This is a genomic window from Streptomyces sp. NPDC058683, assembly GCF_042716195.1.
Classification (GTDB): Bacteria; Actinomycetota; Actinomycetes; order Streptomycetales; family Streptomycetaceae; genus Streptomyces.
Map to the genome: position 1 here is coordinate 1 of NZ_JBHXSK010000076.1, position 22,678 is coordinate 22,678.

Below are 22,678 nucleotides of genomic sequence, written 5' to 3' on the forward strand. Positions count from 1 at the left end.
CCCTCGGGGCACCGGCCGAGAACATGAAGCCCTCGGAGATCCGCGCCCGCTGGGGCCGCATCACGGGGTACGTGGCCGACCGGCCCGCCGGTACGGACGACACGGAGTACGCGATCTTCTCCGGGCTGCTGCTGGCCCGCCACGGCGCCGGGCTCACCCGCCCCCACCGCGCCCCGCCTGCCCCGCACCATGGGCACCCCCCACCGCGACACCGAACTTCGCCGGACCTTTCCCTCCTTCCCCGCCCTGGCCTCCCGGGCCGGTGTCTCCGGGGCGGACTTCGCCGAGACCTGGTGGGGGAACGCCTGGGTCCGGGCGTTGGAGGAGGGGGCGTTGGACGTGAAGCGGCTCGCGCGGGGGCGGAGTTATGCCGAGCGGGGGCATGTGGACGCGATCACCGTGACGCCGGGGCTGGTCCTGGCGTATGTGCAGGGGAGCCGGCCGCGGCCGTATCGCGTGCAGGTGCGGCTGCGTACCTTCGGCGCGGACGAGTGGGAACGGTTCCTGGAGGCCGCCGCCGACCGGCCCGGGGACATCGCCGCGTTGCTCGACAAGGAGCTGCCGCAGTCCCTCGCCGAGAGCGGAGTGCCCTTGCTGCCGGGGCCGGGGGAGCTCGAACCCCGTTGCAGCTGCCCGGACTTCGGTCACCCCTGCAAGCACGCGGCCGCCCTCTGCTACCAGACCGCGCGGCTGCTGGACGCCGACCCGTTCGTGCTGCTTCTGCTGCGCGGTCAGGGGGAGCGCGAGGTCCTCGACGCGCTGTCCCGGCGCAACGCCGCCCGCGCGGCCCGGGAGCGGCAGCCGGCGGCCCTGCCCGGCGTCCGCGCCACCGAGGCCCTGGTCCCACGTCAACTCCCGCCGCTGCCGCCTCCGTTGGCGGTTCCGCCGCACCCCGAGCAGCCCCCGGTGTACCCGGGCGTGCCCGGGGGACCCGACCCCTTCACGCTGGACCAGCTCGCCACGGACGCCGCCGCCCGCGCCCACGCCCTGCTCGCCTCCGGCCGCGACCCGGTCGGCGAACTGACCCTCTGGCAGGACGCGGTACGCCTCGCCGCGGCCCGCCCCGGCTCCGGCCTGACCGCGTCCACCCGCGCCCTCTACGCTTCGCTCGCGGACGCCGTCGGCCGTACCCCGGGCGACCTGGCCCGCGCGGTCGCCGCCTGGCGGCAGGGAGGCTTGGAGGGACTGGCCGTGCTGGAGGAGCCCTGGGATCCGCCGGCCGGCCGTTTCGACCGGGCCAGACCCCTGCTCCTGGCCGCCGACCTCCCGGCCTTCCGGCCCTGGCGCAACCACCTGACCCACCCCGGCGGGCACGTTCAGCTCCGGCTGGGCCGCGACGGCCTGTGGTACGCCTACGAGTCCGAACCGGGCCAGGACGACTGGTGGCCCAGAGGCACCCCCGACCTGGACCCGGTGGGCGCGCTGACGGGACTGGGGGCGCCGGAGGACCTCTGACGATCCCGGAGTCAGACGTTCTTGCCGATGTCGTCGTGCCGGGCCACGAACCGGGCCTTGGCACCCTCCACCCGGTAGAGGAACCAGCCGCCGTCCTGGCCGGTCTCCAGGTACTGGGACTGACTCTCGTACTTGTACCGGCGGGTGATGCCCTGCCAGGGGGCGCGCAGCAACTCCGCGCGCAGCGACTCGCGTTCGCCGCCGCCGGGCGCGGCGAGCCCGTGGGCGGCATAGCGGACGGCGTCGTACGCCTCGGCCGCCCAGGGCGGGGGAGCGGTGCGGTAGCGGCTCCGGTAGGCGGCGGCGAAGGCGCGGGTTCTCGGGTCGGTGGCCGCGTCGCAGTAGCCCGTGCTGATCCACCAGCCCGTGCCCGCCCTGAGGAAGGAGGTACCGAGGATGTGCTCGTCGCCCCCGCGGACTCCCCGGTGCCCGGCCGCCGTGAGGGCTTCGGCGCAGGCGGCGGCGCGGTCCGGGACGCCGCCCGCGAAGATCACCACCGTGTCCGGGTGGGCGGCGAGGTCATGGGCGACACCGGTGAAGCCGTCGCCCTTGGCCACCTCGGCGGCATCGACGGTGCCGACCTCCAGCGTCCGGTACACGGTGATGGCGCGGAGGGTGGCCTCGCCCTCCTCGGCGTCGGTGAGATCGTGGACGACGACGGTCCGGGCGGGCTTGACGACCCGGTTGAGGTACTTCACCAGGGAGCCGGGGCCCGGGGTGCGGGTGGAGCGCAGGATCAGGGAGCTGGTCGTGTTGGTGACGTCGATCGCGTCGGTGTCGGCGCGGGTGATCAGCAGGCACACCCCGGCCTTGGTGCACACCGGGACGGCGGCGGGCACGGCCGTGTTCGTGCCGGCGCCGATCACGGCGTACACCTCGGGTGCGGCGACGAGCCGGCCGGCCGCCGCGGTGGACCCGGCCGCCGTGCCCCGGTCGTCGGCGGTGCGCAGCGCCAGGTCGAAGGTGCGGTCGGAGCCGGCGTTGTGCTCGGCCACCGCCAGCCGTGCCCCGCGTACCTGTGCCTGGACGACGGCGGTGGACAGGTCGCCGAGCAGCGCGAGGGTACGGGACGGCAGCGGGCGCTTCCCGGCCGTCGGCGCCCCGGTGCGGCCCCAGCGCCACCATGCGGAACCGCCGCCGACCGCGCTCACGCCCACCGCCGCCGAGGCGATCAGCAGGCGCCGCCGGGACGGCCCGGCCTCGGCGTCCGGGACGGACAGGGTGGTGGGTTCCGGCACCGGCAGGTCGAGGACGTCGGTGGCACGGTCCGCGACCAGGGCCGGCAGCCCCTCGGGCAGCCACGTCCCCGTGGTGAACTCACCGAACTCCGCGCGCAGACGGGCCACGGTCGGCCGGTCGTCGGGCTCCTTCGTCAGACAGGCCCGCACCATCGGGACGAGGTCCGCCGACAGCCCGGCCAGGTCCGGTTCCTTGTGCACCGTCCGGTACAGCACGGTCGCCGCACGGCCGGTCCCGAACGGCGGCCGCCCGGTGGCCGTATGGGCCAGGACGCAGCCCAGTGAGAAGACGTCGCTGGGCGGCCCCACGGTCCTGCCGCGCGCCTGTTCCGGCGAGAGATAGCCGGGGGAGCCGATGACCGAGCCGTCGGTGGTGAGGGCGGTCGCGCCCACCGCGCGGGCGATACCGAAGTCGATCAGACGGGGTCCGTCGGCGGCGAGCAGCACGTTCGCCGGTTTCACGTCCCGGTGGACGAGCCCGGCCCGGTGCACGTCGTCCAGGGCGGCGGCGAGCGCCGCGGCCAGCGCCCGGACCTGGGGGAGCGGCCAGGGGCCGCGCAGCGCGAGGGCCTCGGACAGGGGCAGGCCGGGTATGTACGCGGTGGCCAGCCACGGCGAGCGGGCGTCCGCGTCGGCCGCGAGCACGGGCACGGTCCAGCGGCCGGCGAGCCGGGACGCCAGCTCCGTCTCGCGGCGGAACCGGGCGTGGAAGCCGGGGTCCTCGGCGTACTCCTCGCGGATCACCTTCAGCGCGACCCAGGCGCCGTGCGGCGACCGCGCCAGATAGACCACGCCCATCCCGCCGGCGCCGAGCCGCCCCACCAGCCGGTGCCCGCCGATCGACGAGGGATCGGCGGGCTGGAGCCGCTCCACCTCCGCTACCCCTTCTGCTGGGCCGCCAGGATCGGACCGAGCTGCCGGAAGCGCCCGTCGTGCACCTGGTGGACGTAGGTCTCGCTGCCCATGGCCTGTTTGGTCTCGTCGTACTGGTGGTAGTCGCTGAACTGGTAGGTGCGCGCGATGCCGTGGTAGGTGGCCTTGTGGAGCCGCTCGGCGAGCGCGAGCCGGTTCGGGCGTCCGCCGCCCGGGGGCACGGTGCGGGCGAACTCCTGGAGCACCATCCGGACACTGTCGTAGGCTTCGGCGCCGTACGGGTCCGGGATGCCGCCGTACTCCTTGCGCCAGGCCGCGGTGAACCGCTCGGCCGCCTTCGTCCTCAGGACGCTCGCGTCGACGGCGGACGTCACCACGAACCAGCCCTCGCCCGCCGCGCCCGCGAGTTTCGGGAAGTCGGAGCCGTAGAGGAGGTGGGACATCCAGCGCGGGCCGGTGAAGCCGGCGGCGGACAGTTGCCGCGCCGCCCGGACCGTCGCCTCCAGGGGGCCCAGGTAGACGAAGTCGTCGACGCCGCGGGAGAGGACGTGACGCACCGCGGCCGGCGCGTCGTTCGAGTCCTCGGCGACGATCTTCGGGACCACCTCGCCGAGGGTCTCACGCCAGGAGTTGGCCAGGATGCCGCCCTGGTCGTACTCGACGCTCCCTCCGGAGCGGTCGATCACGATGCCGGCCCGGCCCGCTCGGCGGGTGGCCAGCGCGTGCAGCACGATCAGGGTGCCGCCCGCCTGGTGGGGCATCCCGGTCTGGAAGGAGACGGTCGGCGACCAGACGAAGTAGTCGTTCTGTCCGGTGGTGCTGGAGACATGGGTCAGCTTGGCCGAGGCGTAGACGCGCGAGGCCGCACGCAGCGTCAGCTCGGTGAGGGGGCCGAGCACGGCCACGACATCGCGGTCGGCCGCGAGCCGGTGAGCGGCGTCGGTGGCTCCGGCGGTGGTGCCGTGGTCGTCGACGACCCGGACCGCCAGGTCGAAGGCGCGGCCCTTCGTCGCGTTGTGCTGTGCGACGGCCAGCCGCGCGGCCCGCTCCGAGGCCCGCGCCAGGCTCGCGGCCGTCCCGCTCGTGGTGACCTGCACGCCGAGGACGTACGACGGCCGGACTGCTGTCCTCCCGCCCGAGTTGTCGTCGCGTCCCGCCGCCCACAGCGCCGCCCCGGTGCCGCCGCCCGCCAGCAGCAGCGCACCGCCGGCCAGCAGCAGGCGCCGCCGGGAGGTGGTGCCGACCGGCTGCCCGGCGCCGTCGACGACCGTCGGCTCGATGTCCGGCAGGGCGAGGCTCTCCGCGGACCGGGCCGCCACCATACGGGCGACCGGGTCCGGCAGCCACGCCGAGGGAGACTCGGGGGCGTCCGCGGCGAGCCGCGCACCCACCTCTTCGGGGCCGGGCCGGTCCCCGGGATCCTTGGCCAGACAGGCGGCCAGCGTCTCGCGCAGTCCGTCGCCCACACCACCGAGGTCGGGCTCGTCGTGGACCGTGCGGTACAGCAGCGCGTCCGGGGTCCCGGTGCCGAACGGCGGGCGGCCCGTGGCGGCGTAGGCCAGCACACAGCCCAGCGCGAACACGTCGCTCGCCGGTCCGGCCTCCTCGCCGCGCGCCTGCTCGGGCGCCAGGAACCCGGGGGTGCCGACCACCATGCCGGACGCGGTGAGGGCGGTGTCGTCGGCGGCCCGCGCGATGCCGAAGTCGATCAGGCGCGGGCCGTTCACCGCGAGCAGCACATTGCCCGGCTTCACGTCCCGGTGCACCAGGCCCGCCGCGTGCACGGCGGCCAGCGCCTCGCCCAGCAGCGAGCCCAGCACCCGTACGGCGGCCGACGGCAGCGGCCCGTGGTCGCGGACCGCCTCCGCGAGCGCGGGACCGGCCACGAACGCGGTCGCCAGCCACGGATCGTGCGCGGTGGCGTCCGCACCGAGCACCGGTACCACCCAGGGGCTGTCGACCCGGCCGGCCAGTTCCGCCTCCCGCGCGAACCGGGTGCGGAAGTCGTCGTCGGTGGCGCCCTCCGCCCGGATCACCTTCAAGGCAGCCAGCGCACCCGTCTCGGAACGGCCCAGGTAGACCACGCCCATGCCGCCGGCGCCGAGCCGGCGCAGCAGCCGGAAGCCGCCGACGGACGACGGGTCCAAGGGCCGCAGCGGCTCACTCATCGCCCGCTCCCTTCGGCTCGGTGGAGGCGGATGCGGAACCGGATGCGGAACCGGATGCGGTTGCGGAACCGGACGCGGAAGGGGATCCGGACGGGGACGCGGCGGCGGAGGCTCTGCTCCTGCCGTACTGGTCCACGTTCGCGGTCACGTAGCCGATGCCGTGCAACGCGGCCTGGGTGATGGTGGTGTGCTCCTCGTCCTTCTCGCCGGCCGCGTGCCGCACGGTCGCGGCCACGGTCACCGGGCCCAGCCGGTCCTTGTACCAGTCGAAAGGCCGCGGCTCGGCCTCACCGACCACCACGTACTCGCCGTACTCGGTGAGGTCGTCGTCGGCGGTCGCCGTGCGCTGTTCGGCGTACGGATCGCCCCGCGAGGCCATCTTCTGCACGGTGTCGGTGGCGTTCAGCCGCTGCTGCGGACAGCGCAGGGGTTCCTCCAGCGAGGCGGCCATGTCCCGGCGGGCCTGGAGCGCAGAGGTGTGGACGGTGACCGTGACGGACACGTACACCGCGCCCTTCCCGCCCGTGCCCGGCCGGACGAAGGAGCGCGTCAGGCTGGCCAGGACGGTGGCCGGGACCGGCTCCCGCCGCCACAGGCAGTCCTCGCCGAGGACGGCCCAGGTGGTGGGCCCCAGTTCGTAGGGGTCGCGCCTGCGGTACCCGCTGCCGAAGTAGTCCGGCTGCACGGTGAGCCCGCGTACGAACTCCGCCGCCTCGGCCCGGGTCCTGGGCGCGACCGCCTCGGCCAGTGTGTACGGCTCGCTCTCCGCGGCCGGAGAGGCGCTCGCGCCCGCGCCGCCCGACGTGCTCGCCGTGGCCTTCGGTGTCGTGCCGTCGTCCTTGTCGCCCTGTCCGCCGTCCGTGCACGCCGCGAGCAACAGTGTCGTCGCCGCCGCGCACAGGAACGGTCCGTGTCCCCTCACGCTCGCCCCCCAACAGGCTGTCGTACGGCCCCTGCTCCGGGACCGCACGGCGAACGCTAGCGCCATCCCGTCTCAACTGAGCCTGTGGGAAACCGAGTTGAGGCGAACAGTAACCCCTTGGCCATCACTTGGTGACACTGCACGGTGATCATGGCGGGTGGCTGCTTGCCAGGCACAGGTCCATAGGATGGATCCGCCCAGCGCCACCCTCACTGACCAGAGGAACACCCATGGCAACCCCTCGGAGCGGTCTGGAAGAGCTGACGATCGAAGTCGGCCCGTACCGGTACGACGCCCTCGCCGCCGGCCCTCAGGGCGGTGACTTCGTCCTGCTCCTCCACGGCTGGCCCGAGTTCGCCAGCTCCTGGACCGAGGAACTGCACGCTCTCGCCGACGCCGGGTACCGCGCCGTCGCCGTCGACCAGCGCGGCTATTCCCCCGGCGCCCGTCCGCCCGAGATCTCCGACTACGCAGTCGAGCACCTCGTGGACGACGCGCTCGCGTTCGCCGACGCACAGGGCGCGAGCCGGTTCCATCTGGTCGCACACGACTGGGGCGGTCTGGTCGCCTGGGCCCTGGCCTCCGCCCATCCCGAGCGGCTGAAGTCCCTGTCCGTGCTCGCCACCCCCCACCCCCGGGCGCTGCGCGAGGCGGCCAAGGCCGACCCGGGGCAGTACCACCGGCTCGACTACGTGCGTTTCTTCCGCCGGCCCGACCACGCCGCCGAGGCGGCCCTGCTGGCCGACGGCGCCGCCCGACTGCGCCGCGCCTACGACGGACGTATCCCGGACCACCTGGTCGAGAGCAACATCCGCCGCCTCTCCCGGCCCGGGGCGCTCACCCCGACCCTGAACTGGTACCGCGCCGTCGACGACGACCTCACCACCCCCGGCGACCGCATCACCGTGCCCACCTTGTACATCTGGGGCAGCGAGGATGGTGCCCTGGGCCGCGAAGCGGCACACGCCACCGGGGAGTTCATCGACGCGCCGTACCGCTTCGTCCCCCTCGAAGGGGCCAGCCACTGGCTGCCCGAGGAGGTACCCGACCAGGTGATCCCGCCGATCCTGGAACACCTGGCGACCCACACCCGGTGAGCAGGGGGAGCAGATGGAGCGCCGCCAGGACGCCCGCGGTCGGGCCGCTCGGTCCCGACCCGCTGGTGCACACCAGCGCGCCGACCTGCGCCGGCGACATGACTCTGCTGGTCCCGGTCGTCCGGGAGGGCCTGTTCCGCGTGCGGTGAGTCCCGCTCACGGCCGGGTGCGCATCCCCTCGTACAGCAGGTCGAGCATGCGGCCGGCCTGCTCGCGCTGCCCAGGGCCGCCCGCGGCCATGGCGATGCCGCTGAGGGACATCACGATGTCGTCCGGACGGAGTCCGGGACGCGTGACCCCTGCGGCGGCGGTCGCCGAGAGCAGCGCTGCGACGGCCTCACCGAGGCGCTCGCGGCTGTATGCGAAGGGGTTCCCGCCCGCGGCGATGACGACCCGGATCGCCTCCGTGAGGCCGATCTTGGTGGTCATGTAGTCGATGAAGCGGTCCATCCAGATGCGCAGCGCGTCCTGGGGCCGCACTTCGTCGAGCAGTTCCCCGGCCACCGCGCACACCGCGTCGAGTTCCGAGCGGTACGCGGCCTCGATGAGGTCCTCGCGCGTCGGAAAGTGACGGTAGACGGTTCCGACACCGACGCCGGCTTCCTTGGCGATCTCGATGAACGAGACGTCCGGACCTCGCTCCACGAACAGCCGCAACGCCACCGCGATCAGGCGCGCCCGATTGCGCTGCCCGTCCGCGCGCGGTTTGCGCTGCACTGCCTCGCTCACGGTCACCTCGTCCTGGTCGCAACCACCCATGGGAAGCGGAACCTATTCCCCCTTCACGATACAGGCCGGCGGAGGTGACCCCGCCTGGCCGATGGTCGGGTCAAGACGCCTCCCACCTGCGGAATCGTGCTTCGCGGCATGGCGTATGCGCCCTCGGTCGAGGGCGTGCTCCCTCGACTTGCAAGCGGAATATATTCCACTTAGCCTTCTGTTACCGGAACATATTCCGGATAACGACATGAACGGAGCAGCCCATGAGTCCCCGCGAACGTTTCACCACGCCCTACGGCTTTCACACCACGACGAAGGAGGTCCTCGACGGCGTCGACCTGACCGGCAGGCGCGCGATCGTCACCGGCGGCGCGTCCGGCATCGGTGTGGAGACGGCACGCGCACTGGCCGGCGCCGGAGCCGAGGTCACCATCGCCGTCCGCAACGTCGAGGCGGGCAGCCGTGTCGCCCGGGAGATCGCGGCCGGGACCGGCAACTCCAAGGTGAGCGCCGCGCCGCTGGAGCTGACCGACCGGGCCTCGGTGGCGTCCTTCACCGATGCCTGGCAGGGCCCCCTGCACATCCTGGTGAACAACGCCGGGGTCATGGCCCTGCCCGAGCTGCACCGCACGCCCGAGGGCTGGGAGCTGCAGTTCGCCACCAACCACCTCGGCCACTTCAACCTGGTCCTCGGCCTCCACGACGCGCTCGCTGCCGCCGCCGGCGCCCGCATCGTCTCGCTCAGCTCCACCGGCCACCTGTTCTCGCCGGTCGTCTTCGACGACATCCACTTCGAGCACCGCGCCTACGAACCGTGGCTCGCCTACGGGCAGTCGAAGACCGCCAACGCACTGCTGGCCGTCGGGGCGGCCGAGCGATGGGCCGACGACGGGATCACCGCCAACGCGGTCATGCCCGGCGGCATCCGCACCGGTCTCCAGCGCCACCAGGAGAGCAACATGACGCCGGAGGTCGAGGAGGCCTTCGCCGGTTTCAACTGGAAGACCGTGGAGGAAGGCGCCGCCACCTCGGTGCTGGTGGCCGCGTCCCCGCTGCTCGAAGGCGTCACCGGCCGCTACTTCGAGGACTGCAACGAGGCCGAGCTCAACACCGACCCCAACCCCTACGCCGACAGCGGCGTACGCCCCTACGCCCTCGACGCGGACGACGCGGCCCGGCTCTGGGAGGTCTCCACCGCGATGCTCCGCTCCTGAGCGGAACGCAACCGTCGTGCCGGCCCGTCAGCCGTGGTCAGGACGTCCGTGGCAGATAGCCGGACGCCCACCACGCGGGAGCACACGCCACGGCCGCGTCGATCATGTCGTCCTTGGTGACCGAGGGGTCATGGAGCCAGGCCTTGATGGCGCCGGCGAAGCCGTGAGCCAGGAACTGGGCGATCACCTGGGGGTTGGCGTCGGGAAGCGCCGAGCGATCACCGCGCGCCATGAACGCCAGGGTGTACTCGCTGAAGTGGCGCACGAGCGCCTCGTAGACCCCGCTGTCCGCCGGGTCGTCGAGGGAGAGCCGGTAGATCGCCCGGAACCGCTCGACGTGGTTGCCCACCTCCGCGGTGGTGAGGCGCAGCAACTCTGCGGCCGAGTGCCTGCGCCGCGCCCGCTCGTCCTCCAGGCGGTGACCACGGTCCAGGTCGGCGTCGAGGACCTGGATGAGCAGCTCCAGCGGAGTGCTGTAGCGGTTGTAGAAGGTGGCTCGGGTGACCCCGGCGCGGTCGGCCAGTTCGGCGACGCTGATCTGGGAGACCGGCCGCTCCGAAGCGAGTTCCACGATGGCCTGCTCGAAGGCCTGGGTGGTCCGGGTGATGCGCGGGTCGATCCGGCCGCTCAGCGTACTGCCCTCCTGTTCGGCCGGTGACCGCGTCGCCCCCGGTTCCGGGAGCGCGGTTCGCCGCCCTGTGCTGAGTCCATCTTGCGGCATCGCCGTGACCACCGGTCCGGTGCATGCGTCACCCCGGCCGGCCGGACCCGCGGCCACGGTCTGCACACCCCCTCGTACGGGAGAACCGGGCGTGACCGCCGCCGAGTCCGGCGGCTGTCCTTCTCCGCCGCGCTCGTTCGTCGTGCCGAACAGCGGAATGCGAAGGTCATCCACAAGGGAACGGAAGGGAAGCGAAGGGATGTGTGAAACCGCGCGTCGGGAATCTTCGCGAAGTCGCCACAACGGTCGGTTCTTCGACAGGGGAAGACGGAACTCGTCCAGCGTGTGGTACTCAGGCCGCTGGCCGGCGAGAGCCGTTAGGTTCGGACCGGCGATCTGAGATTTCGTGACGCATGAGAGGGTCAGACGGGTGAGCGAGACACCACCGAACACCCTGCAATACCGCTTTGACGGGCCAGAAGACGCTCCTGTCCTGATCCTGGGCCCCTCACTGGGGACCACCTGGCACATGTCGTAGAAATCGTCCACGGGCGTCCAGCTGATCCAGGGTGAGCGCGTAAGTCCAGGTCAGAGCCCTGTGGCGTGAGTGCGTCCGCGGGGTTGGTGACCCGCCCGTGATCGCCTGTGATCGCTCGTGACATGTGAGGACCCCCGTCGGCTTGCTCTGGCGGGGGTCCTGCGTAGACGGGGACCTGATACGACGACGCCCCGCCGGCTTGCTGCGGCGGGGCGTCGTCGTGCAAATATTCCGTTGATGTTGCGGGCGTCAGGCACTCAGGCCGGGCGGGTGTCAGTCCGAGAGGTCGAGGCTCTCCTGACCAGGGCCGGGGGTGCGTCGAGACTTCGGCGGCGGTTTCGGTTCCTTGGTTGCATAAACAGGTACGGGCAGGATGCCCTCGCCCTGTAGGTCGTTGCACAACGATCTGCGAGAGATGCGCGAGGCGGTTCTCTGGAAGCTCGATGGGCTCGTTGAGTACGACATCCGACGCCCCCTGACCTTGACTGGAACCAACCTTCTCGGCCTGGTCAAGCACTTGTCGATCTGGGAGTCCAGGTACTTCGGCGAAGTCTTCGACCGACCGTTCCCCGAACCTCTGCCCCGGTGGGACAACACCGGAGAACGTGGCGCCGACATGTGGGCGACCGAGCAGGAGACGAGTGAGGAGATCATCGACCATTACCGTCGCGTGTGGGAGCACTCAGACGCGACGATCACCGCCCTCGCCATCGACTCCCTCGGCTACGTGCCCTGGTGGCCACGCCCCAACGTGAAGCTGTTCAACATCCTGGTCCACATGCTCACCGAGACCAGCCGGCACGCCGGTCACGCCGACATCCTGCGCGAACAGCTCGACAGGGAAAACAGCCGAATACGCGACTCAGCAGCACTACGATGCCTTCTGGGATGCCCACCGAGCGAAGATCGAGCGAGCTGCCAAAGTAGCCGTCGCCAAGCCTGATCACGCTAGTTCTACCAAGAGCTCGTAGCACGGGTGTTCTCGTCGCCTGTAGGCTTTTTGAGGGCTTGTCGCTGGCCTGTCTCAGGGCGCGGCTAGGTGGCGAGGTCCCAAACCGTCGCTGTGAGCCTCATGGTGTGCCCACCCGGTACGGCCGACACGACACGCACGAACGCAATACGCCCCTCGGTGGTCTGAACACAGAACTGCGCATCCTGAGGCGGGTCCTGCAGCATGGGGTCTCCGTTGCTCCGCAACGCCTCCGCGCACTGCGCCTCGGCTGGATCAGCACCACTTCCCGAAATCGGCGCGATGATCGCCGCGAGCCGGGGGCCGCCATGGAAGTTGGTGGAGCCAGCCGTCCCGCTTCCATCAGTGACGGCCGACAAGTCGGCGCCCTTGAGGTCATCCGCAACAAGCGGCTTGCGCGTGTCGAAGTCGATGTCAACCCCGTAGGCGCTGGTCCGGAACTGAATGTCGTGTGGACCGAACATGGCGCGGGACGCCGTGTTCTCCGGGCTGGCCGGATCCGCTGATGCGGCTAGCTTGGCTTGATCATGCGTGGCAGACGGTGCCCCCGCGACGGCGGGTGGCTTCGAGTCGTCAGCAGAGCTGTGCCGGTTGTTAACGAACACCGTGGCTGCGATGCCAACGACGGGCACGACGATGCCTACGACCCACCAGGCCCAGCGCGGCTGCCCCGGCGCAGACGTGCCCGGACCCGCTGCCGACGGATTGCTACCGCTGCTGTTCGTCACAACTTCCCCACCACTTCACTGGCATCCCGGCCGTTCACACTATGACGGACTCCGTAGCCCGGTGATCAGTTCCCAGCTGTGTCAGGGAGTCGAAGGTCGCACTCGGGCGGGCTGACCGCGCACAGCGCCGCGAACGACGCCTCGCTGCGCAGACGTTCCGCAGAGGCTGGCCGCAACGGCGGGGCGCAAGTGAGATGATCTCTCATTCCGTCAGTGTGCTCGCGACCACTGACAATGCCCGAGGCGGCCCAGTAACGCCCATCTGGACCTGCCCGGGGCGGGCGGCGACCTCCGGCGGGTGCTGGCGGTGCTGAGACTCCCGGAAGGAAACGACTGGCCCCGGGCGCTCGCCGAAGGCCCGGCCGACGCCGGGGCGGCGAAAAGGTCGGTGTGTGGGGCCGAAGGAACCGGGTAACGTCTTTGTCATGTTCTTCCAGACGCCGATTTACGAGTGAGAGCGTGATGGGCCCCTGCTGACGTCCTTCGACGTCGCCGCCCGTCCCCCACCGATGAATCCGTAGATCACTTCACATCATTACCGGGAGAGCCCGTGACCGTGAGCAAGAACATCAACAACCCCGTGGGCATGGGCGGCGGCCAGCGCAAGAAGTTGTCCCGCGCCGAACGGCAGAACAATGGTCCGCACCGCAACCTCGACCGCCAGGGTGCAGCCGACCAGAAGGCGGAGCTGGTGCGCAAGATGCGCGAGAAGGCAGGCGCAGCCGAGGGCGCCGGGCAGACGAGCGATGACACCGCACAGAGCTGACGCACCGCCGCCGCAGGGCGGCACCGCATGGGGCAGGGCCCGGACCGCGACGCGCGGTCCGGGCCCTGCTGCCGTACCGGGCGCGGCCGGTCCCGCTCAGCTCTCGGCCGAGCACCCGCGTCTCAGCCGACCACCCGGGGCGGCGGCAGATTCAGCAGCGCCGTCACCGCCAACACCCGAGCTGCACCAGCAGCATCACCACCAGCGCGATCCCCGTGCCCAGCCCGGGCGACACTGTCAGGAAGAGCGTGCAGGGCGTCCTTCGCCGCATTGTGCCGGGTCAGTCCCGTCGAGCGTCCCTCGGGACGCCGGCAGTTCCGTCGCCTCAACCGTAGTGGCGACCGTCGGACTATTGCTGCGCTGCGTCGCATCGTGTTCACCCGCCTGCGGGTCGGCCCGTGCACCCAGGACTACTACGAGCGCCGCATCAAGGAGGGCAAGACCCGACGTGAAATCGTCCGTTGCCTCAAACGCTATGCGGCCCGGGAGGTCTTCCACCTGGTCGGATGGCTACAGCCAGGACCCCGCTCATAGGGGCTGTAATACGGCGAAGCCCCGTCGGGGATCCATCCCGACTGGGGCTTCTGCAGGGAGCGAGCCACGAGGGAGTGAGGCGTCCCCGATGGGCGCAACTGTCGACTCACCGCTCTCGAGCGTTCGGAGCCCGTGATACGACGAAGCCGTGTCGGGAAGCACTCCATCGGGGCTTCTGCGCGAATCGTGCTACGACGGATCGCGGCCGGCGTGGGTACCGTTGTACTCAGGCACCCCGCTCTCGAGCACGCGGAGCAGGGACGCGGTGACGACACGTGTCGTACGGCCGATGCGCAGCACGCGGCAGGGGAACTCTCCGCGACGAATAAGGTCGCAGCCCTTCGCTCGTGAGAATCCCAGTGCCCTTGAAGCCCCCGCGTCGGGAAGGACGTATAGAGCCACGCGAACTTATCGCCCACCCACGGAACACCCCCGCGTCGGCGGGAAGGACAACGCGCTGCGCATGCGGATGCCCCTGGTGGCCGGAACATCCCCGCGTCGGCGGGAAGGACCATGCGGCGGTCTCCAGTCGGTTCCTCATGCGCGGAACACCCCCGCGTCGGCGGGAAGGACGAGGCTGCCGGTCTGGACTTGGCGGGAATCAGCAGAACACCCCCGCGTCGGGGGGAAGGACGCGATGTCGTGGGCGACACCAGGCGGCTGAGTCGGAACACCCCCGCGTCGGCGGGAAGGACTCGCCGGTTTTCTCCAGCTTGGCGACGATCGATGGAACACCCCCGCGTCGGCGGGAAGGACGCCATGATGTAACGGTCCGACTTCGGCACGAACGGAACACCCCGCGTCGGCGGGAAGGACCTTGAACGCGTCCCCGATCCCCGACGTGCACAGCGGAACACCCCCGCGTCGGCGGGAAGGACGCCCCGGTCACGGCGCGGACGTTGCTCATGGCCGGAACACCCCCGCGTCGGCGGGAAGGACCGGACCTGGTACTGGCCGGAGCTGATGTCGTACGGAACACCCCCGCGTCGGCGGGAAGGACCCCGCACCCTCGCCCACATCGACCAACAGGTTCGGAACACCCCCGCGTCGGCGGGAAGGACGAACGCGGGAGCACGGACCAGCCCTACAAGGACGGAACACCCCCGCGTCGGCGGGAAGGACCAGCCCGCCGCGGGCCGCGGCGTGACCACGTACGGAACACCCCCGCGTCGGCGGGAAGGACGACAGAGCACCGAGGGTGTTCGTTGCCAGCGACGGAACACCCCCGCGTCGGCGGGAAGGACCCGGAGCTGAGGCTGTTGCCGCCCCAGACGTACGGAACACCCCCGCGTCGGCGGGAAGGACGTGGAACGCTTCGCGGCCACGTCGATGGACTTCGGAACACCCCCGCGTCGGCGGGAAGGACAACAAGGAGGACGCCCAGCGCGGCCTCGACGGCGGAACACCCCCGCGTCGGCGGGAAGGACATGCGGACGGCGCGGAGTCGGTTTTCGTCCGGCGGAACACCCCCGCGTCGGCGGGAAGGACCTCGAAGACCTGCTCCGGCGTCCACCGTCGGAAGGAACACCCCCGCGTCGGCGGGAAGGACGCGACCCCGGGGCGACCTGGGTCGCCCCGCAAAGGAACACCCCCGCGTCGGCGGGAAGGACGTCGGTCTTGAGGTCCTCGTCGTCGGGTGTCCCGGAACACCCCCGCGTCGGCGGGAAGGACAACTGGCCGCACGCCACTGCGATCTCACGCACCGGAACACCCCCGCGTCGGCGGGAAGGACCGTACACCGCAGCGCACCACGCTGCGTACCGGCGGAACACCCCCGCGTCGGCGGGAAGGACTGTCCATCCGGCCCACGCTTGAGATCACGCAGCGGAACACCCCCGCGTCGGCGGGAAGGACGCCGTGCGGAAGGCGGACGCGCTGGAGCCCAGCGGAACACCCCCGCGTCGGCGGGAAGGACGTCGACCTCGGTCAGCATGCGGCAGGAGCGGATGTGCTTCCCGCCGACGCGGGGGTGATCCGGGCTTCACGTCCTCACGGAAGATCTCGGCGATGTGCTTCCCGCCGACGCGGGGGTGATCCGTTCGCCAAGGCGATCGGCATCGAGCGGCACCCGTGCTTCCCGCCGACGCGGGGGTGATCCGACACGATGATTCTCCTATGTAGCTGTGATTTCGTGCTTCCCGCCGACGCGGGGGTGATCCGCCGAGGCGCGGGCCGACGCGCAGGCTCGCGCGGTGCTTCCCGCCGACGCGGGGGTGATCCGAAATTCACGGGGGAGATCTGCGGACACCACGGGTGCTTCCCGCCGACGCGGGGGTGATCCGCGATGCCCGCGTCCGAGCACAGGCGCTGAATCGTGCTTCCCGCCGACGCGGGGGTGATCCGGCGCCGCAGGCCGTCATGTGGCAGCAGCTGTCGTGCTCCCCGCCGACGCGGGGGTGATCCGCTGCACGTCGGCGCGCCCGGCGCAGCAGGTACGTGCTTCCCGCCGACGCGGGGGTGATCCGACATGCTCGTACAGTCCTGTACATGAGAACCCGTGCTTCCCGTCGATGCGGGGGTGAACCGCTGGGCTGACCAATCGCCGAAACCTCGCGCGAGTGCTTCCCACCGACGCGGGGTGATCCGGCGGTGAGCTAGCCCTCGGCCGAGACCGCATCTTGCTCTTTGCCGACGCGGGGTAGTCCGTGGGCCGAGTCCGCGAGTGAGGGCATCGGACTGGCGTCATCCCTCTGTGTCACACTGTCGGCTGGGCCGTCTCGCATCCCCCGTCGAGGCGGCCCTGCTGTTGTCATTCGCAGGCGACGCCGTCTCGGTGGAGGTGTGCGGTTCGGGGCTGTTCTCGCGCTGGCCGGCCCGGGACGGCACGCCCCCTGGCTCCAGCCTTGGTCTCACTCCAGCTGCGTCGGGTAGGTGAGGGTGTAGTCGTCCAAGGCCAGGACCTGGGCCGCGGCGTATTCAGCGCCTGCCTGCCGGTCTTGCGTGGACGACCTCGACCAGTGTCGCCGCGGACGTGATCACGCGCAGGTCGTCGGCCCGGGCCAGGGCGAGTCATCCCGTGAGGGACCGGTCGCGCAGCACGGCCTTGGCCAGCTCCTCACTGTGCAGGACCAGGGTGCCGCCGGGCGCGGCGGTGGAGCGGGGCACGCGGCGTCGGCCCCGCCCTGCGTCTGCTGCCGACGGGCCTGGTGGAGCTGGTCACGCAGAGCGTGGACCTCGTCGTCCGTGACGGGCCCGTGCTCGGCCTCGGCGACCTGGATGAGTTCGTTGAGGTTGTCGCGTTCGATCTGCCGGGCCACGGCTGCGGCGACGTAGGCGGACAGGCCGCTGCGGGCTTTGGCTCAGGCACACTGGGCATCGTGAACCCGGAACTGCGACTGCTCAAGCACCAGTTCGGCCGGGATCTCGACGCCACAAGCACCGAGGCGGAGAAGTTGCTCGGGTGGCGAGCGCGTCCCATCGCGGAGACTGCCGAGAGCCTCATCACCCACGGCATCGGGACGAAGACCGGCTCGTAACCGACCGACGCGGCAGCCTTGCGCGCCGAAGATGCGTCGAACCGGTGACGCGGCGCGGCAGGTGTCGCTGGTGCTGCATTAGCGGCTCGTACCGGTATCGCCATCGTCATGGGGAGAATCCCGCTGTCTCCTGCCGCCCGGAGCGGAGTCGTCCCCTTGCTCTTCCAATAGTTCAAGGAGCGCGGAATCCGCCCTCTTTTGATCTTCCTTCGTCAGCTCGACCGGCGCGTTGTTGTAGACGGTGTAGCGATTCGGATCGATGATGTTGGCGGCCCGCAGGGTGAACGTCAGCAGGCGGCGCCACCCTTTGCGGTGACCGACCCGGGCTTGCAGCTGGACCTTGTAGTCACGGGCTTCCGGCATGAACCCGGAGAACGGTGCCTCGAACTCGAGGAAGAGTTGTTGCGCCTCTCTGCCGGGCACGACGAAGCCGGCGATCGCTCTGCACGACACGGATCTCACCACTGTGCAGACCAACGCCATGCCGGACACGCTCGACGGCCTCCCTGCACAGCCGGGTACCCGGCTGCACGACGTGCTGTGCGCCGAGGACGCCGAGAGCATCGAGGCGGTACTGCGCCAGGTCCTCGAGACGGGCATCCCGGTGCTCGGCAGGAACCAGCACGTGAGCTGGCGGCACCACGCGATGCGGCGACACGCACTGTCGCTGTCCGCGTTCCGTCTGGAGGACACACGAGGACGCCCCACGGGGGTCGCAGCCCTGTACATAGACGACACGGACCAACTGCGTGCCCGCCGGCAACTGGATCTCGCCCGCGACGTTGCCGAGCGCGTGGGAGGCTCCCTGGATGTCGCGCGGACCGCGCACGACCTCGCGGACGTACTCGTACCCGCCTTCGGGGATCTCGACAAGCTGAACGCCTGGGCGGCGTCCTCGATGCTCGCCGTCCCACTTCAGGTGGCGCGGATGTGCTGGGGCTGAACTGGCCGTGAGGCGTTCCGCCGCTCTGACTGGGCATTCCTGTCAACAGTGCCTTTCGCGTTTAGTTGCTTCCGCAGCAGTGGGGAAGCGGGGAGACGTGGCGGACTGCCAATAGTCCGCGGAATCACCGGTTTCGGTAACCGGCCATTGACGGATACCCTGCTCCCCTAGGAAGGGTGCCTGAACTGCGGTTTTGTGCGTGCGCATTATGTGCGGTGCGGGCGTTACGGGCGATATCTTGACGTGGACCAGGGATTACTGGTTCTCCCCTTCGTCTTGCTCCCTCAGACGTGAGTATCACCGAGGCGTCGGCGGCCACCGCATGGTCGGCCGCCGGGCCGGGCAGCGCTGCGGCATCCGACGCCGTGTCTGCCACCGACCCGCGATCACACAGAAGAAACAGGGCGAACCGACTGCGGGCAGCCACCCTCGGTGCTTCGTCGATGAGCTGGTCGATGCGCCAGATCCCGGCTAGGGACTTGATCTGCTGGACTGCGGCACCGTCACCGAGGCGAACGGCCTGTGCCGGCGGCGGGAGTTCGAAGGGGCGCCGCCCTCGTACGCTCATGACTCGGCTGGAACCGTGACGGGTTCGGGGTGCGGCAGGGCTGGGTGCAAGGCCGCCAACATGTGCGGACCCGTCTCCGGGCCGTCTCTGTGGCGACCCCGGTTTCATCGCTCGCCGAGAGCGACCCGGTGTGGACACCGGTGTGCGAGATGCCCTCGGTACCGTCCGCCATGCTCCGCGCGCGAATGAGCGCCGCGGGTGCCGGTCCCGCACGGCTCCTATTCCGTCACCGTCGGCCCGGACGGCGCCGGACCGCTGCGACCGGTTCCCGGACGGGACATCGGCCTGCTCCCCTCCCGGCAAGCGGAGTGGCCGCCCTGCGGGGGTACGGATCCGAGCCCTGCTCCCGGCCGGGGCGCCGGCGTCCGCACGCCGGATCTCCGGGCTGCGCGCCGGGCGAGGTGAGGCAGGGAGGCGTAGAAGCGGTCGGGAAGGAACACGGCGTCCGCGATGATCATCGTGCCTGAGAAGAGAGGCAGTCCCAGGACCACCGCGATACCGATGTGCATGCCCAGCAGCATGGTGAGCACGGGGTACTTGAGCCTGCCGAAGAGCACGAACGGGAAAGCGACCTGTGTGAGAACGGTCAGGTAACCGACGATCGCGATCAGGAGCGGGTACTGGTCCAGGAGATGGGAGAGCTCGGGCCAGGGCTGGAAGAGGTCGAGGTTCAGCACGTAGTGGAGGGCCGTGCCGTCGTCCCAGAAAGAGCCCTGCACCTTGTACAGGCCGGCCGATCCGTACAGAAGGCAAACCTGCACCGCGATGACGAAGACGCCGCAGTTGTGCACCACCGTGACCAGCCTGCCGCGCGCCGCACGGAGCTGCTGAGCGGGAGAGCTCCGCACCTGCTCCGGCGCGTTGTCCGCCCGCGCCGCCTTGATCCGCTTTCGGCGCGCGTCCAGGGACCAGCGCCGGCCGCACGCGGTGAGCACGAGATAGAGAGCCATCAGCAGGACGAGATTGTCGCCCCCGTCCGTCATGAAGATCGCTCTGGCGTGGAACGAGGTCACCACGACGGCGAAGAGGACGGACGTGGCCCGGGTCCGCCAGCCCAGCATGAACAGCGCGGACGTCACGAGGGCCAGCACGTAGCACAGCTCGAAGTAGGCACGGCTGTCCGACAGGATCAGGAAGCTGTACCAGCCCGTCTGGTCGAAGAGCTGTGCCGCCAACGCGGGCGTCCACGGGGAGCCGGGCCCCCAGATCTCGTACCGGTGAGGGAATTCGCGCAGGAGAAAGACCAGGTAGAGCAGCCCGTAGCCGATGCGCAGAACCGACGTGGCGTACAGGGACACCGGCCGGCCGGTGACAAGTGCCCACAAGGCGTCGGCTCGGGCGGGGAGCCGACGGCAGAGCGCGTCTGCGGTCCATGCGTCGTGGCCCACGAGCCGGTCCTGCGTGACCGCCGTGGCGGGGAGTTCGCGGATCTGCTCATTTCCCATAGGGGGTCACCTTCCACCAGGGCAGGAGCCGGTTCTCCACCGGCGTCGGCGGCCGGTGCCCGGCCGCCGTGCCGGGCGCGGCCACGGGCAGCGTGACGACCCGGAGCTGGACGAACTCGAAGGAGCGGCCGTCGTCGTGGTCGGCGAGGCGGTCGGCGGCGATGTTGCTCAGATACTTCTGCATCATCACGGCCCGGTCCGAGCGTGCCGTGTCGTTCTCTCCGTGCGTGTCGACGTAGGAGGCCCAGGCACGGCGCAGGAGGTTCTGGGCCGTGTGGCTCGGAAACGGGTTGTGCTCGACCGCGGCACGGTCCATGGCGGTCAGGTCGGCCCACGGGCTGACCCGCATCGAGCCGTTGGACGCGGTGTGCGCGGTTCTCGCCAGGACCTGCCGGTTGACCGAGTCGGGGTTGGGGGCGAAGAGCCGCCAGTTCTGTTCGAAGAGGGGATACACCCATGCGTCGACCTGCTGGCTGTACCGCCTTGAGACGGAGTTGGCAGGTGCCACATGAAGAAAGACGGCACCGAGATGGACCAGGGTCGTCACCAGACACAGGAGGACGGCAGTGTGCAGCCCCGTTCTCAGCGCCCTGGCTGTTGCGGACCGCTCGCCGGGTAGGTCCTCGCCGTCGTACCCCTCCCATGGAAGCGGACCGGCATCGGACTCTCCGGTTTCCCGCACGTGCGCTGAATCAATTCCGCTCGACACCGCCCACCTTGCCTTCTCGTATCCGCTGCCCGGCGCCTGAGGTCTCTGCGGACCGGCCGACGCCAGCGGCGCGCGGCGGAATCGAGGGGATCCCGCCGCGCGCCGTCATCCGATGTACGGACCTCTCGCAGCCTGCCGCCTAGCCTTCGTGGCCCTCGGACTTCGGTGTGTTGCCATAGCCGTAGTTGGCGTACTTGCCGAAGTCGTACTTGCCGTAGTCGTAGTTGGCGTAGTCCTCGCCGTTCTCAGGCTTGCCGTTCTCCGGCTTGCCGGGCCCGCCCTGATGCTCCTCGCCCGGCTTGCCATGCTCGTGATGGCCGCCACCGTGGCCCGGGCCGCCGGGCTTGTTGTCCTGCTCACCGGGCTTGCCGCCGTGCCCACCCGCGGTGTCCCCGGCGGTGCTGCCCGACGTGTTCCCAGACGTGCCGTTGTTCCCCGCGGTGTTGCCCGAGGTGTTCCCGGCGGTGTTGCCGGAGACGTTCCCCGAGGTGCCGCCGGTCCCGACGATCGGCCCGCCCAGCAGGCCGCCAGTGACCAGACCCCCGCTGACCAGACCGCCACCGGTCACGCCAAGGGTGGTGCCGGTCGTGGTTCCAGTGGTCGTACCGGTGGTCGTACCGGTCGTCGTGGTGCCACCGGTCGTCGTACCGCTGGTGGTTCCGGTCGTCGTACCGCTCGTGGTGCCGGTCGTGGTGCCACCGGTCGTGCTGGTCGCGCAGTTGTTGAGGAAGATGCGGTTGTTGTCGAGCGTCACCTCACCGTTGCGGGCCAGCGCCCGGCCCTCGATGTTCGTCCCGTTGGTCACGTGGATGTCCGTCAGCGCCATGATGGTGCCCACGAAGGTCGAGGTGGTGCCCAGCGTGGCCGAACTCCCGATCTGCCAGTACACGTTGCACGGCGAAGCGCCGTTCGTCAGGAGCACTCGGCTGGAGGACGCTGTCGTCAGGGCTTCCGGAATCTGGAACACCCAGACGGAATTCGGGTTCCCCTTGGCATCCAGGATCAGGTCGCCGGTGAGTCCGACACCGGATGTAGCGGTGTAGACGCCCGGGATAAGCGTGGTGCCAGTTCCGATTCCCGCTGCGAGGTCAAAGTCCTTCGCCTGGCCGGCCGCTTGGTTGTACGCCGTGACCAGGTCGGACTTGGCCTTCAGCGCTTCGGCGTCGGCGGCGTGCACGGCGCCGAGTACCTGGCCGGGCGGGAAGCCTGTGATGGCCGGGGTCGGGTGCGTCCCGAGGTCGTGGCTGATCAGCGAGGGGCCGGTGTTGGTGACTCCCGCACCTGCCAGAACGGAGTAGCTCGCGGTCGTGGCCAGCGGTACGGGTGTAGCGATGGCGACTGCCTGCGCGGGCGTCATGACGACCATCGCCGCGGCAACCGTGGAGGCGAGGGCCGAGGCCAGCAAGCCGGGCAAGGCGCGGCCGCGAGCTGTTTGAGAGATTTTCAGCTTCATCGAGAGGCCATTTTCTGTGGGGGCCGTGGCGTACCGGGCCCTGCCAAATTGCCCGGGTGCCTGGATCTGGTCGCTGCATATTACGGAGAAATCTTTGCGCGGCAACGGCAATCGAAGGAGAGTTGAGGTCGCGGGGAATTAAACCCCCAAATGCATGGCAGGTGTTGGTAAATTCATATTTCCGATTGTCCGGCGCATTC

At 70.5% G+C, this 22,678-nt stretch carries 16 protein-coding genes, 4 pseudogenes and 2 CRISPR repeat arrays; of the genes and pseudogenes, 8 read left to right on the forward strand and 12 right to left on the reverse strand.

What is annotated here, in order from left to right:
* Positions 1–162 precede the first annotated feature (162 nt).
* A pseudogene (locus ACFWXC_RS48450) lies at positions 163–1,455 on the forward strand (SWIM zinc finger family protein); the annotation flags it as partial.
* Between the two features lie 11 nt (positions 1,456–1,466).
* On the opposite strand, the gene ACFWXC_RS48455 reads toward ACFWXC_RS48450, so the two are convergent.
* Genes ACFWXC_RS48455 through ACFWXC_RS48465 form a run of 3 tightly spaced genes read right to left on the reverse strand, consistent with a single transcriptional unit; the run spans position 1,467 to position 6,656 of the window.
* The gene (locus ACFWXC_RS48455; RefSeq protein ID WP_384489885.1) at positions 1,467–3,566 is read right to left on the reverse strand and encodes a bifunctional serine/threonine-protein kinase/ABC transporter substrate-binding protein; all 2,100 of its coding nucleotides are present in this window, start codon (positions 3,564–3,566) and stop codon (positions 1,467–1,469) included.
* 5 nt (positions 3,567–3,571) lie between these two features.
* On the reverse strand, positions 3,572–5,734 hold the full coding sequence (locus tag ACFWXC_RS48460; protein ID WP_384489887.1) for a bifunctional serine/threonine-protein kinase/ABC transporter substrate-binding protein: 2,163 nt from the start codon (positions 5,732–5,734) through the stop codon (positions 3,572–3,574).
* Positions 5,727–6,656, reverse strand: a complete 930-nt coding sequence (locus tag ACFWXC_RS48465) for a hypothetical protein (RefSeq protein WP_384489889.1) — start codon at positions 6,654–6,656, stop codon at positions 5,727–5,729. Before ACFWXC_RS48465 ends, ACFWXC_RS48460 begins: the two co-directional genes overlap by 8 nt.
* Positions 6,657–6,886: 230 nt before the next feature.
* Here ACFWXC_RS48465 and ACFWXC_RS48470 point away from each other — a divergent pair, with 230 nt between their 5' ends.
* Together ACFWXC_RS48470 and ACFWXC_RS48475 are read left to right on the forward strand one after the other, a co-directional pair.
* A complete protein-coding gene (locus ACFWXC_RS48470) occupies positions 6,887–7,753 on the forward strand; it encodes an alpha/beta fold hydrolase (RefSeq protein WP_384489891.1) in 867 nt (288 codons plus the stop codon).
* Complete coding sequence (locus ACFWXC_RS48475) at positions 7,750–7,902, forward strand: hypothetical protein (RefSeq protein WP_384489893.1); 153 nt, start codon at positions 7,750–7,752, stop codon at positions 7,900–7,902. Before ACFWXC_RS48470 ends, ACFWXC_RS48475 begins: the two co-directional genes overlap by 4 nt.
* 7 nt (positions 7,903–7,909) lie before the next feature.
* Here the strand turns inward: ACFWXC_RS48475 and ACFWXC_RS48480 are convergent, their stop codons facing one another.
* Entirely contained in the window at positions 7,910–8,482 is a 573-nt protein-coding gene (locus ACFWXC_RS48480; RefSeq protein ID WP_384489895.1) for a TetR/AcrR family transcriptional regulator, read from the reverse strand.
* Positions 8,483–8,736: 254 nt separating this feature from the next.
* Here ACFWXC_RS48480 and ACFWXC_RS48485 point away from each other — a divergent pair, with 254 nt between their 5' ends.
* Positions 8,737–9,687, forward strand: coding sequence for an SDR family NAD(P)-dependent oxidoreductase (locus tag ACFWXC_RS48485; protein ID WP_384489897.1), 951 nt, complete (start codon positions 8,737–8,739; stop codon positions 9,685–9,687).
* 37 nt (positions 9,688–9,724) lie between these two features.
* Here the strand turns inward: ACFWXC_RS48485 and ACFWXC_RS48490 are convergent, their stop codons facing one another.
* Positions 9,725–10,582, reverse strand: coding sequence for a TetR/AcrR family transcriptional regulator (locus tag ACFWXC_RS48490; RefSeq protein WP_384489899.1), 858 nt, complete (start codon positions 10,580–10,582; stop codon positions 9,725–9,727).
* Positions 10,583–11,259: 677 nt separating this feature from the next.
* Here ACFWXC_RS48490 and ACFWXC_RS48495 point away from each other — a divergent pair.
* Positions 11,260–11,857, forward strand: a pseudogene (locus ACFWXC_RS48495) (DinB family protein).
* A gap of 64 nt (positions 11,858–11,921) precedes the next feature.
* Here ACFWXC_RS48495 and ACFWXC_RS48500 read toward each other — a convergent pair.
* The gene (locus ACFWXC_RS48500; protein ID WP_384489901.1) at positions 11,922–12,584 is read right to left on the reverse strand and encodes a hypothetical protein; all 663 of its coding nucleotides are present in this window, start codon (positions 12,582–12,584) and stop codon (positions 11,922–11,924) included.
* A 550-nt stretch (positions 12,585–13,134) separates the two neighbouring features.
* Between ACFWXC_RS48500 and ACFWXC_RS48505 the strand changes: the two genes are divergently transcribed.
* Both ACFWXC_RS48505 and ACFWXC_RS48510 read left to right on the forward strand, forming a co-directional pair.
* Positions 13,135–13,350, forward strand: coding sequence for a DUF6243 family protein (locus ACFWXC_RS48505; RefSeq protein ID WP_179879016.1), 216 nt, complete (start codon positions 13,135–13,137; stop codon positions 13,348–13,350).
* A gap of 27 nt (positions 13,351–13,377) precedes the next feature.
* Entirely contained in the window at positions 13,378–13,884 is a 507-nt protein-coding gene (locus ACFWXC_RS48510) for a transposase (protein ID WP_384489903.1), read from the forward strand.
* 364 nt (positions 13,885–14,248) lie between these two features.
* Positions 14,249–15,799: a CRISPR direct-repeat array (repeat unit 28 nt; unit sequence GGAACACCCCCGCGTCGGCGGGAAGGAC).
* A 33-nt stretch (positions 15,800–15,832) separates the two neighbouring features.
* A CRISPR array of direct repeats spans positions 15,833–16,471; the repeat unit is 29 nt; unit sequence GTGCTTCCCGCCGACGCGGGGGTGATCCG.
* Positions 16,472–16,818: 347 nt separating this feature from the next.
* Here ACFWXC_RS48510 and ACFWXC_RS48515 read toward each other — a convergent pair.
* From ACFWXC_RS48515 to ACFWXC_RS48525, 3 genes and pseudogenes are all read right to left on the reverse strand, one after another.
* A pseudogene (locus ACFWXC_RS48515) lies at positions 16,819–16,989 on the reverse strand (DNA-binding protein); the annotation flags it as partial.
* Positions 16,989–17,183 (reverse strand): annotated as a pseudogene (locus ACFWXC_RS48520) (CopG family transcriptional regulator); the annotation flags it as partial. The pseudogenes ACFWXC_RS48520 and ACFWXC_RS48515, both read right to left, overlap by 1 nt.
* 255 nt (positions 17,184–17,438) lie before the next feature.
* Positions 17,439–17,852: a hypothetical protein gene (locus tag ACFWXC_RS48525; protein ID WP_384489905.1), complete on the reverse strand. Its 414-nt coding sequence runs from the start codon at positions 17,850–17,852 to the stop codon at positions 17,439–17,441.
* On the opposite strand from ACFWXC_RS48525, the gene ACFWXC_RS48530 reads away from it, so the two are divergent.
* The gene (locus tag ACFWXC_RS48530) at positions 17,842–18,303 is read left to right on the forward strand and encodes a hypothetical protein (protein ID WP_384489907.1); all 462 of its coding nucleotides are present in this window, start codon (positions 17,842–17,844) and stop codon (positions 18,301–18,303) included. The two genes, ACFWXC_RS48525 and ACFWXC_RS48530, sit on opposite strands and share 11 nt — an antisense overlap.
* Positions 18,304–19,089: 786 nt before the next feature.
* Here the strand turns inward: ACFWXC_RS48530 and ACFWXC_RS48535 are convergent.
* The 3 genes from ACFWXC_RS48535 to ACFWXC_RS48545 form a co-directional block, all read right to left on the reverse strand.
* Positions 19,090–20,316: an HTTM domain-containing protein gene (locus ACFWXC_RS48535; RefSeq protein WP_384489909.1), complete on the reverse strand. Its 1,227-nt coding sequence runs from the start codon at positions 20,314–20,316 to the stop codon at positions 19,090–19,092.
* Complete coding sequence (locus tag ACFWXC_RS48540) at positions 20,306–20,863, reverse strand: DUF5819 family protein (protein WP_384489911.1); 558 nt, start codon at positions 20,861–20,863, stop codon at positions 20,306–20,308. Before ACFWXC_RS48540 ends, ACFWXC_RS48535 begins: the two co-directional genes overlap by 11 nt.
* A gap of 301 nt (positions 20,864–21,164) precedes the next feature.
* On the reverse strand, positions 21,165–22,478 hold the full coding sequence (locus ACFWXC_RS48545; protein WP_384489913.1) for an ice-binding family protein: 1,314 nt from the start codon (positions 22,476–22,478) through the stop codon (positions 21,165–21,167).
* Between the last annotated feature and the right edge of the window lie 200 nt (positions 22,479–22,678).

Bases quoted from the DNA above. Each gene is read 5' to 3' on its own strand.
- ACFWXC_RS48460 (WP_384489887.1), bottom strand. From the start codon at position 5,734: ATGAGTGAGCCGCTGCGGCCCTTGGACCCGTCGTCCGTCGGCGGCTTC.
- ACFWXC_RS48470 (WP_384489891.1), top strand. From the start codon at position 6,887: ATGGCAACCCCTCGGAGCGGTCTGGAAGAGCTGACGATCGAAGTCGGC.
- ACFWXC_RS48485 (WP_384489897.1), top strand. From the start codon at position 8,737: ATGAGTCCCCGCGAACGTTTCACCACGCCCTACGGCTTTCACACCACG.
- ACFWXC_RS48510 (WP_384489903.1), top strand. From the start codon at position 13,378: ATGGGGCAGGGCCCGGACCGCGACGCGCGGTCCGGGCCCTGCTGCCGT.
- ACFWXC_RS48530 (WP_384489907.1), top strand. From the start codon at position 17,842: ATGCCGGACACGCTCGACGGCCTCCCTGCACAGCCGGGTACCCGGCTG.
- ACFWXC_RS48535 (WP_384489909.1), bottom strand. From the start codon at position 20,316: ATGGGAAATGAGCAGATCCGCGAACTCCCCGCCACGGCGGTCACGCAG.
- ACFWXC_RS48545 (WP_384489913.1), bottom strand. From the start codon at position 22,478: ATGAAGCTGAAAATCTCTCAAACAGCTCGCGGCCGCGCCTTGCCCGGC.